Source organism: Rheinheimera sp. (assembly GCF_020217005.1).
Classification (GTDB): Bacteria; Pseudomonadota; Gammaproteobacteria; order Enterobacterales; family Alteromonadaceae; genus Pararheinheimera.
This window is the reverse complement of the sequence record NZ_JAIWOI010000065.1, coordinates 1-10000: the sequence shown is the minus strand read 5'-3', so window position 1 is coordinate 10000 and position 10000 is coordinate 1. Positions and strand designations below refer to the sequence as shown.

Annotated in this window: 12 protein-coding genes; 6 read left to right on the top strand and 6 right to left on the bottom strand. The window is 46.1% G+C overall.

The window, feature by feature from the left end; translation table 11 throughout:
* On the bottom strand, positions 1 to 1447 hold a 1447-nt coding region (locus LDL40_RS03270), incomplete at its 3' end, for a lysophospholipid acyltransferase family protein (RefSeq protein ID WP_300993667.1).
* A 206-nt stretch (positions 1448 to 1653) separates the two neighbouring features.
* Positions 1654 to 2457, bottom strand: coding sequence for a UDP-2,3-diacylglucosamine diphosphatase (locus LDL40_RS03265; RefSeq protein WP_300993666.1), 804 nt, complete (start codon positions 2455 to 2457; stop codon positions 1654 to 1656).
* A gap of 102 nt (positions 2458 to 2559) precedes the next feature.
* Here LDL40_RS03265 and LDL40_RS03260 point away from each other — a divergent pair, with 102 nt between their 5' ends.
* The 3 genes from LDL40_RS03260 (at position 2560) to LDL40_RS03250 (ending at position 4576) form a co-directional block, all read left to right on the top strand.
* Positions 2560 to 3480, top strand: coding sequence for a glyoxylate/hydroxypyruvate reductase A (locus LDL40_RS03260; protein WP_300993665.1), 921 nt, complete (start codon positions 2560 to 2562; stop codon positions 3478 to 3480).
* On the top strand, positions 3480 to 4244 hold the full coding sequence (locus tag LDL40_RS03255) for an enoyl-CoA hydratase-related protein (RefSeq protein WP_300993664.1): 765 nt from the start codon (positions 3480 to 3482) through the stop codon (positions 4242 to 4244). Before LDL40_RS03260 ends, LDL40_RS03255 begins: the two co-directional genes overlap by 1 nt.
* A gap of 188 nt (positions 4245 to 4432) precedes the next feature.
* Positions 4433 to 4576, top strand: coding sequence for a hypothetical protein (locus tag LDL40_RS03250; protein WP_300993663.1), 144 nt, complete (start codon positions 4433 to 4435; stop codon positions 4574 to 4576).
* A gap of 238 nt (positions 4577 to 4814) precedes the next feature.
* On the opposite strand, the gene smrA is transcribed toward LDL40_RS03250, so the two are convergent.
* Positions 4815 to 5393 (bottom strand): DNA endonuclease SmrA, encoded by a 579-nt coding sequence (gene smrA / locus LDL40_RS03245; RefSeq protein ID WP_300993661.1) that lies wholly within the window; start codon positions 5391 to 5393, stop codon positions 4815 to 4817.
* Between the two features lie 231 nt (positions 5394 to 5624).
* On the opposite strand from smrA, the gene LDL40_RS03240 reads away from it, so the two are divergent.
* On the top strand, positions 5625 to 5984 hold the full coding sequence (locus tag LDL40_RS03240; RefSeq protein WP_300993660.1) for a hypothetical protein: 360 nt from the start codon (positions 5625 to 5627) through the stop codon (positions 5982 to 5984).
* A 15-nt stretch (positions 5985 to 5999) separates the two neighbouring features.
* Here LDL40_RS03240 and LDL40_RS03235 read toward each other — a convergent pair whose 3' ends face one another.
* The gene (locus LDL40_RS03235; RefSeq protein ID WP_300993659.1) at positions 6000 to 6491 is read right to left on the bottom strand and encodes a hypothetical protein; all 492 of its coding nucleotides are present in this window, start codon (positions 6489 to 6491) and stop codon (positions 6000 to 6002) included.
* Positions 6491 to 7828 (bottom strand): M20/M25/M40 family metallo-hydrolase, encoded by a 1338-nt coding sequence (locus LDL40_RS03230; protein WP_300993658.1) that lies wholly within the window; start codon positions 7826 to 7828, stop codon positions 6491 to 6493. The genes LDL40_RS03235 and LDL40_RS03230 overlap by 1 nt, the downstream gene beginning before the upstream one ends.
* 266 nt (positions 7829 to 8094) lie before the next feature.
* On the opposite strand from LDL40_RS03230, the gene LDL40_RS03225 reads away from it, so the two are divergent.
* Positions 8095 to 8394 (top strand): metalloregulator ArsR/SmtB family transcription factor, encoded by a 300-nt coding sequence (locus tag LDL40_RS03225; RefSeq protein ID WP_233011044.1) that lies wholly within the window; start codon positions 8095 to 8097, stop codon positions 8392 to 8394.
* A gap of 515 nt (positions 8395 to 8909) precedes the next feature.
* Here LDL40_RS03225 and rpsT read toward each other — a convergent pair.
* A complete protein-coding gene (gene rpsT / locus LDL40_RS03220) occupies positions 8910 to 9185 on the bottom strand; it encodes a 30S ribosomal protein S20 (protein WP_008900529.1) in 276 nt (91 codons plus the stop codon).
* Between the two features lie 172 nt (positions 9186 to 9357).
* Between rpsT and murJ the strand changes: the two genes are divergently transcribed.
* Positions 9358 to 10000, top strand: a 643-nt coding sequence (murJ, locus tag LDL40_RS03215) for a murein biosynthesis integral membrane protein MurJ (RefSeq protein WP_300993655.1), incomplete at its 3' end; no start/stop codon positions are given.

Genomic DNA, 10000 nt, shown 5'->3' with positions numbered 1-10000 from the left:
TTGGCAATTCATAAGGTATATTAGGTACCGCACTTTGTTCAGGGCAATGGAAATACAGGCTATAGAAATACACCATCAAGTCTCTCGCCGCTTTGGGGTAACTATTGGATAAACTGACACCTCCAAACAAATAACGTATATCTGGGTTTTGCTTGAGGTAAGCCCCTATGCCATACCATAAATAGTCCAGACTACGTTTACCCCAATACCGCGGTTGTACGAAGCTGCGGCCAAGTTCAAGACCTTGATCTAAATAAGGCGTCATTGCCTGATTAAAACGGAACAATGAGGCTGTATACAATCCCGCCATGCCTTTGTCTGCCATCACTTTAGCTGTGTTGGCGAAACGGTAAGCTCCTACTATTTCTAAGTCGTCTTTATCCCATAAAATCAGCTGCTCGTAGTAGCTGTCGAACTGATCTATATCGCGGCGCTGACCACTGCCTTCACCTACGGCTCTAAAGGCAATTTCACGTAACCGACCAATTTCACGCAGTACAGGCGAGCTTTGTTGATACTGGTATAAATAAATTTGTTTGCCATCACTGGTTTCTCCCAGCAACGGACAAGCTTCTACTGCTTTTTTCAGCAGGATGCGGTCTTCTGGATGAGCTATAGCGGTTTGAGTTTTAAACAGCGGCGATTTGTCTTTTGCCAGACGATACAAATGCTTTTTAAATAACTTTACTTTGGCCTGGGTTTCTAACTGCAAATGGGCAAAGCTGTCATAAGGGATCTGCTCACCAATGCGCATCGCTATATTTTTATGCTTCTGGTTAAACATCTCCTGCACCAGCAGCATGGTGGCCAGCGGTTTGTAGATCATAGATGCGCCATAAAACATGGCAGAGTTACGGCCGTCTATGTAAATAGGCAGAATAGGAGCTTTTGCATTCATGGCAAAACGTAAAAATCCGCCATGCCATTTACCATCTCTGATACCGTTTGGCTTTAAGCGAGACACTTCACCAGCCGGAAATAAAATCAGCGCCCCCTCTGCAGCTAAATGATCACTGATACGGTCAATACGACTGCGTTCAGTGCCACCGCTCATATTATTGACAGGCAAGAGCAGGGAATGCAGAGGTTCAACCGCCATCAATAGTTGATTGGCTATCACTTTTACATCAGGTCTGATATCCCGCACTAGTTTAATCAGAGCTAAGCCATCCAAAGAACCTATTGGGTGGTTAGCTATAATCACAACCCGGCCTGTGCTAGGAATACGTTCTACTTCGTTGTCACGTACTGCGTAAGCAAAGTTAAAGTAATCCAGAACTTGTTCTACAAATTCAATACCTTGTAAATGCGGATAACGTTTAGCAAAAGCAATAAATTCCTGCTCATGCAGCAACTGGCGTAAGGCGCCTTTGACCGGTTTAGCTAACCAGGGTTTTTGTTCGAGTTTTGGCAGATGCGTTTGCATCATTTGGTCAACACTGATCATAGTTTTGTCTCTGTAAGAACCATTATCTGTGTTGAGAATAGGAGGTTAAGATGACAAAAATGCGTCAGATTTATGGCTTTTTGTAGAAGTTTTAATCAGAGTGGGCTGCGTATACCCAAGACACCTGAAACTGCAGGGAGGCGACAAATGACTGGGGCGAATGAATACAGTCAACGACGCCGTAGTGTCAGATACAAGAGGCCTGCTCAGGCAACTTTGCTTTGAGCAGGTTGTTCCTCTGCCAGCACTGCTATAGGCATAGCCGCCAGCGTATGGCTTTGTTCAGTCCAGTGATAGAGTGTTAAAGAGCCGTCCTGCTGCTCTATTAATGCTGTGCAGTTATCGATCCAGTCACCGTCATTACAGTAAATAATGCCATCCTGCAGGCTAATTTCCGGATGGTGGATATGGCCGCAGACCACACCATCAAAACCACTGCGTTTAGCCTTAGCTACTGCTGCATCACGGTAGCGGGCTATTGCCTGCTGAGCGCCTGGTACTTTGCTTTTTATAAAAGCGGCCAGACTAAAATAACGTCCACCCAAAGCACGGCGAAGTCTGTTGCTCCAACGATTGAGGAACAACAAAAAGTCGTAAAGATTGTCGCCGAGCCAGGCATGAAAACGACCAAAGTTCACTTCTTTATCAAATTCGTCGCCATGCAATAACAACAGCTTTTTGCCAAGAGCTGTGGTGTGGCAGCCCCGCAGTTGCAGTTTAATGTTACCGAACTGGCGGCCAGCCCAATGGCGGAATTCTTCATCATGATTGCCTGGAATATAAATCACTTCAGTGCCTTGATCGGCTTTGGCTAACAGACTTTGGATCACCGCATTTTGTTCAGGACTCCAGCACACTTGTTTTTGCATAGCCCAGAGGTCGAGGATATCGCCCAACAGGTAAATAGTGTCGGCTTTGGTTTGGTTCAGAAAGTTCAGCAGATAGGCAGCCTGACAATCTTTATTTCCTAAATGAATGTCAGACAAGAAGATAGTTCGACAATGCAGCATACAAAGCTCCTGCGAATTGTTGGCCTTGGTTCTTCAGGCTCGGGTAGAATGAGATGAACCCATGTCAGAGATATGACGAAAACTTGAAGCTTTGGTGAACTGATGTCGATAGCCCTGGTGATCCCCGATCGAAAATTAGATACGTTAGTAGAAAAGCTCAATGCCCTATTACCCGGGGTACTGATCCAGCAATGGCCCAACTACAGCGCGCCAGAGCAGGTGCAAATGGCCGTAGTCTGGAAGCAGCCGGCAGGCTCGTTGGCGGCGTTAAGTAATTTAAAAAGTCTGCAGTCTTTTGGTGCCGGTGTAGATAGCATAGTGTCAGATCCTACTTTGCCTGACTTGCCACTAAGTCGAATTGTCGACCCGGCTCTGGCAGCTTCAATGGTGAATTATCTGGCCGGTATAGTGCTGCATTACCAGTTAAGGCTGGACTTGTTTCAGCGTCAGCAGCACCAGGAGTTGTGGAAGCCAAAAAGCCCCCGCCAGATAAAACAGATTTGTATTTTGGGTTTAGGTGAGCTGGGGCAGGCCGCGGCGCGGCATTTTGTGCTGCAAGGCTATCAGGTCAGTGGCTGGTCGCGCAGCGCAAAGCATTTGGATGGCATAGCGTGTTATAGCGGTGACTCAGGCTTTTTGCAGGCTGTGGCAGAGGCCGATCTGGTGATATGTTTAGTACCTCTGACCGCTGAGACAACCAACTTTTTAAATGCAGAACGTTTTTCTCTGTTTAAACGAGGCGCTATTTTTATTAACGTAGCCCGTGGTGCCATAGTCGATGATGGTGCGTTATTAGCGGCGCTAGATGCAGGTCAGCTAGAGGCGGCTTGCCTGGACGTGTTTCGCGAAGAGCCTTTGCCAGCTTCTGATCCTTATTGGCGACATCCTGCGGTTCTCGTCACACCTCATTGTTCGGCTGTCACTAATGTCGATACGGCTATTCATCAGATTGTGGAAAATTATCAACGTACCCTAAATGGACTACCTTTAAAGCATCTGGTCAATAGGGAAAGAGGCTACTGATGAGCAGTTTTATCATTGAAAAACATGGTCATGTTGCCGTTTTGCAACTGACAGCGGCTGAAAAACGTAATTTATTAACGCCTGATATCGCTCTGCAGATTGCATCAGCAGTACATCAGCTGAGCTTAGATCATGAGCTAAAAGTTTTATGCGTGATGGGGACTGAGCGCGCTTTTTGTGCCGGTGCGGATCTGGCCGTATTGCAACATGCGGTTGATGGAGACGGAACTGAACTCAAACAGCTGTATCAGGCTTTCAGTCAGGTTGCCGATTGCCCGCTGCTTACCATAGCCTTAGTTAACGGCCCAGCGGTAGGGGCGGGAATGAATCTGGCAATGGTTTGTGACATTCGTTTAGCCAGTAAAGAAGCCTGGTTTGATAGTCGTTTTTTTCAGCTGGCTCTGCACCCTGGTGGTGGCCATGGCTGGTTATTGCCCCAACTCATTGGTTGGCAACAAGCCATGGCAATGCTGTTTTGTGGTGAAAAACTAACGGCAGAACAAGCCTGGCAATATGGTTTAGTCAAAGAAGTATTGCCGGTTGAGCAGTTATTGCCGCGGGCTTTGGCGATGACTGCAGATTTAGCTGTTGTACCCACTGCTTTAGTCAGACAAACCAAAAGCTCTATGCGTCAGTTACTACAATGTAAAGAGCATAGCCAGGCGGTAGAATTTGAGTATCAGCAGCAGTTTTATAGTTTGCAGCAGGATGCAGCCCGTCAGGCTATTACAACTTTACGGCAAAAACTTGCTGCAAAAAGCTAAAGAATGCCATTAAAAGCGAAAAAACAGCGACGCATTGAGCGTCCCTGCTTGTCTCTTTATCAGAAAATCATCTGTAAATGATTGTAAATCTTGTAACTAAACAACAAGTTGTCTACACTGGTTTTGGATTGCTCAAGATCCACAAAAAAGCAAGAACAATAACAATATTTTTTAGTCTGAGGTTTTGTATGCGTAAAGCGTCCAGTCGCGGTTTTGGCTTTACTGCAATCGCCATTTTGGTGTTGTTAATGGCATTGTCGGCTTTTCTCACAAAGGCTGAAGCAAATGAGGTGACTCATAGCTCTCAGGGACAGCAGTCAGTCAAAGGATAGTACTGACCAGATACCCCCGCAGTTTGGGGGTATTTGTATATACCCTGCTTACTTGAAGCTGCAGCTTTGTTGGCTGCGCTTCTCGCCCCAATCACATAGGACAACTATGTTCATGGGGTCTCGCTCACTTGCCGCCTCACTGCAACTCCAATTACTTTGGGTATAACCCTGCTTACTTGAAGCTGCAGCTTTGTTGGCTTTGGTTTTTATCGCTCTAATCGCTTTGAAAATCAGCTTGCTATTTTTTCTGATGTCTTTCGCGATTTTCGCGTTTTTGTTCTGCATTTTTTTGCAATAGTACGTAAGTGGCGGCGTAACCACCATGAGGCTTAAGAGCTGTATGGCAGGCTAAGACTTCGGGTATTTGTGGCAACCATTTAAAACAGTAACTTTTCAGAATGGCTGGATGAGGTTTACTATCACGTCCCATGCCATGATGGATCAACAACGTCCGTATACCGCGCTGATGACAATCTGCGATAAAACTAAATAAAGCGGCACGCGCTTCTACCAGAGTTTTTCCAAGCAGGTTCAAGGTTGCATCCATCTGGTATTTACCTAGTCGCAGATTTTTATAGACGCCGTCTTGTACACCATCTTTTTTGTATGCGATCACATCGTCAGGCGCAACCAGGTCAACATATTCCATGCTCAGGTAATTGGGATCATAGTCCATTTCCTGTTCTGCGGCTTTACGTCTGGCCAACTGCGCCAGAGTCGGATTGTGCTCGCCATTAAGATCTGCCAGAGCGTCCGCATTTAAGCGTTTAACTCCAGCCATTTCCTGTAAAAATAAGTCCAGCTCTTCGTTCTGCATTCTTACTACTCCGCGTTAAGCCGACTGAGGATTGCCTCATTATATACCTAGCCCAGTTGAAGTCGCAGTAATGAAACCAGGTTTTGCCTTCATCCGGCACGGTTTCAACCAGATAAAATTGGTGGCTCACTGCCAGCTTCCTGTTTTTATGAAACAAATTATACCAATAAATAACATGTGATTAACTTTTGGCTATACTTGACTAAGGCCAATCTTCTGGAGGAATGCAGGATGATTCCCGAACGTCTATATGAAACTTTGCCTTATCTCTATGTAGTCAGCGGTGCACAAACGGCTTTATGGTTGCAGCACTGGACTGCTGCCTTGTCCGGTGTGGCTCTGATTTTTATTGGCGCAGTGGTTTGGGTGATACGTTCGGACAAACGCCGTAGCCCATACGGCGTAAAATTTAGAGGAGCGGGGGCTTTACCGTTTTGGTGTTATGAATTGCAGCCTTTTATTTATCTGACTAGTGGGGTTTTGCTATTTAACTATGCCCAGAGCTTTTTGCTGTATCCCTCAGCTATGATTTTTCTGGTGCTGGGGATACAACTTTGGTTATGCCGGATTTGCTGGCGTCGAAATTCCTGATTGTAAAAATCAGTGTCAGGGGCGCGATGAATACCAAAACATAGCAGCGGCAATGAGGCCCTGTTCTTTACGTAATTGGTATTTAGCACATTGTTCGTTACTTTGGCCTTCAAAGCATAAATACAGACTTTGCTCATCTTCAGCTAGAATGGCACGTTGATTGGTATCTAAAATAGTACCGGGTTTACCAAACCAACCTGGAATATAGATACTCTGAGTGACTAAACCTGCACTTTGGTATTCCAGCAGTTGAGGTTTAGGCGCTAGCACAAAAGCAGCCAACAGAATGGCGACCAAACCAAGCCATACTTTAACCAGGAACGAGCTTGAAGCTTTGGTTTGCTCATCTTCAGATGCGTCCGTTGCATAACGCGAAGTCGAGCGAATACTCTGAATTGGCGAGGCAGTCTGAGTTTGGGATATTGGCTTTTTGTTGCCAGCTTTTTTTAATAGTTTTTGTTTATCGGCCTCGCTTAATAACGAGGCCTTTTTGATTTGTTTGGCCATTAGTGACGTAAGTTAACTGTGCTGTTGGCGACAGTTTCGGTCATGATGAGCCAGGCTTGCAAGTTTTGTTTTAAGGAATCCGGATCTATTTTGTCCAGGGTGTCATTTGGGGTGTGGTGATAGTCAAAATAGTCGGTGCCATCCTGAGATAACGCCACTACGGGCACACCAGCCTGAGCTAATACAGAAACATCAGGTCCGCCATAGGTGGTATTGCCGCCTAAAGCAATATTCAGATGAGCGAGTTTTTGTTGAAGCTCTTTAGCAAAGGGCAAAGATTTGTCACCAAAACGGCTTTCAATTTGCCAGATGCGGCCTGCACCAAAATCGGACTCGGCAGCTAATACATGTTTCGCCAGATCGTTATGATGCTTTGCTGCATAGGCTCTTGCACCTAATAATCCACCTTCTTCATTACCATATAACACAACACGGATAGTACGTTTAGGTCTGGCTTTTTGTTTAATTAAAGCGCCGGTCGCCATAGCTAAAGCCACTCCTGCACCATCATCCAAAGCCCCTGTGCCCTGATCCCAAGAATCCAGATGGCCACTGATCAGCACAATTTCTTCTGGTTTTTCAGTCCCGGTAATTTCAGCTACGACGTTGTGGCTGGTGGCGGTGTGCAGTTGGTTTTCCATTTGTAGTTTTAATTCTACATTTGGTGCAAGCTTCAGCATCTTTTCCAGGTTCTGTGCATCAGGCACAGAGATGGCCACAGCAGGAATTTTAGGAATAGTCTCGTCGTATTTCATAGTTCCGGTATGTGCAAATCTGTTATTGCTGGTACCCACAGAACGAATCACTATAGCCACGGCCCCCAGCTTTGCAGCTTCCACGGCACCACGGGAGCGAGCCGCGACCACCTGACCATAAAAGGAGCCTGATTTGTCTTTGGCCATTGGCTTATTAATAAAAACAATTTTACCTTTAACTGATGCCGCATCGGCTTTTTCGAGGCTTTCAATACTGTCAAACATCACCACAGAGGCGGTAATACCTGTGGCAGGCGTTCCAACGGAGCCGCCTAATGAAGTCAGGACAAAAGGTTGTGTAAATGGCGAGACCACTGCAAGGCTGGCCTGGCCGCGGGTCCAACCAGGCATATCAAATTCTTCAGTCCATACTTTGTCATAACCCAGCTGTTTTAAGTTAGTTACAGCCCACTGCACCGCTCTGCGGTCCGCTTCGCTGCCAGCTATGCGCGGTCCCACTTCAACGGTCAGAGACTCTACCAGCTTATAGGCTAACTCCTGGTCTAATGAAAGCGCTGTGGTGGCAGCCCAAGCGGCTGGAGCAAATAAAGCGCTGGAAATGATCGTACGCCAAAATTTCATCTTTGTTGTGCACCCTGTAGTCTGATTGTGTGGACAATGTAGCATGTCAGAACATAGGCTTCTCTCGCTATTGCGACCAAAAGCTCAGACTGGCAGTTGGTTGTCTGCCCGGTTTTTTTGTTCTCAGCTTCGCTGCAGGCAGACGTCATCTGTAGAGCAGCTATGAGTCAGGTACAGCCTGAAACACGACAGATGAGAATAGATCGTATTGTTTCAGCAGACTACGCGGCGGCATAATGTCGTTTTTAGATCAAAGAAGCAACAAAATGAAATTGGAAGAAATGCTGAAGAATTCGGCGCAGGCAGCCAAGCTGCTGAAGGCGGTTTCCAATGAACGCCGCTTGCTGATTTTGTGTTATTTGTTGGAGTCTGAGCTATCAGTCACCGAAATGAATGAAAAATTGGGTTTAAGTCAGTCGGCTTTGTCTCAGCACTTAGCTGTACTCAGACGACAAAAACTGGTTAAAACCCGCAAAGAAGCGCAAACCGTGTTTTATCGTATTCACAGTGAAGAGGCAGTCGCTTTGATTGGACTGCTGCATAAACTCTATTGTGAGAAGAAATAAAAAACTGGCAGAGGCTTTAGCTGGCCCGAAGGGCGAAGGCGGAAATAGCATTGCCAACAGTTTGGCAATGCCCGACTGAGCGCCAGTGGCTGTGCCCACTGGCCGGATAGCGTCATGGATGACGGCGAATAAACAATGGCATGGAGCAATTGTTAACATTGGAGCGAAGCGACGATGGCCCTTAAGGGGGAGCACCATGGATGGTAGCGAATACAAAATTGCCGGGAGCAATTTTGAACAACGCAATGCGTTGGCCCGAAGGGTGAAGGCGGAAATAGCATTGCCAACAGTTTGGCAATGCCCGACTGAGCGCCAGTGGCTGTGCCCACTGGCCGGATAGCGTCATAGACGACGGCGAATAAACAATGGCATGGAGCAATTGTTAACATTGGAGCGAAGCGACGATGGCCCTTAAGGGTGAGCACCATGGATGGTAGCGAATAAAAAAACCACCTTGCGGTGGTTTTTTTATTGCACTTTCACAATAAGCTGTTGCGGACAACAGCCTATTGATATTACGCAGCTTTAGTAGCTAAAGCTTTAACGTGTGCGTTTAAGCGTGACTTATGACGGGCAGCTTTGTTCTTATGGATCAGACCTTTGTCCGCCATACGATCCAAAATTGGAACCATCTTTTTGAACGCTTCTTGTGAAGCAGCTAAGTCAGCAGTTAACACTGCAGCGTATGTTTTCTTCATGAAAGTACGCATCATTGAGCGCTGACTTGCGTTTTGCTGACGACGCTTTTCTGATTGAATAGCGCGCTTCTTAGCAGACTTAATGTTAGCCAAGGTAACACTCCTAAAAACTAAACCGGGACCTTTAAAGGCCGCATAATATGCCTATTTTGTAGGCCCTTGTCAAATGCTTTCCTTGACTGATTGCAGAATAAAATCAGCACTTGGCTGGTAATCCAGTTTGACTCGGGTGAAAATAGCAGAAATGTCGTTGCAGGAGCAGTCCGTGTCAGGAAAATTATTAAAATCAGGCATGATCGTAAGCTTTATGACCCTTATTTCACGGGTTCTGGGCTTAGTTCGTGATGTGATTGTCGCCAATGTATTAGGTGCGGGTGCTATGGCCGACGTATTTTTTATGGCTAACCGTATTCCTAATTTTTTACGACGTTTATTTGCTGAAGGTGCATTTTCGCAAGCTTTTGTGCCTGTACTGGCTGAAGTAAAAGAAAAACATGGTGACGATGCTGTAAGGGAACTAATCGCCAAAGCCGCCGGGACCTTAGGTATTGTAGTGACCGGTGTGACATTACTTGCAGTAATTGGTTCTCCTGTACTGATGATGTTGTTTGGCGCGGGCTGGTTTAGTGCCTATCTGGATGGTGCTCCAGAGGGTGACAAATATCTGCAGGCCAGTTTCCTATTAAAAATTACTTTTCCGTATTTATGGTTTATCACCTTTGTTGCCTTGTCTGGGGCAGTGCTGAATACCTATAACAAGTTTGCGGTCGCGGCTTTTACACCGGTGTTTTTAAATATTGCCATGATAGGTGCCGCTATTTATTTAGCTCCACAGATGCAAAACCCGGCTGAAGCTATTGCCTGGGGGGTATTTTTAGGTGGTTTAATTCAGTTTTTATTCCAGCTGC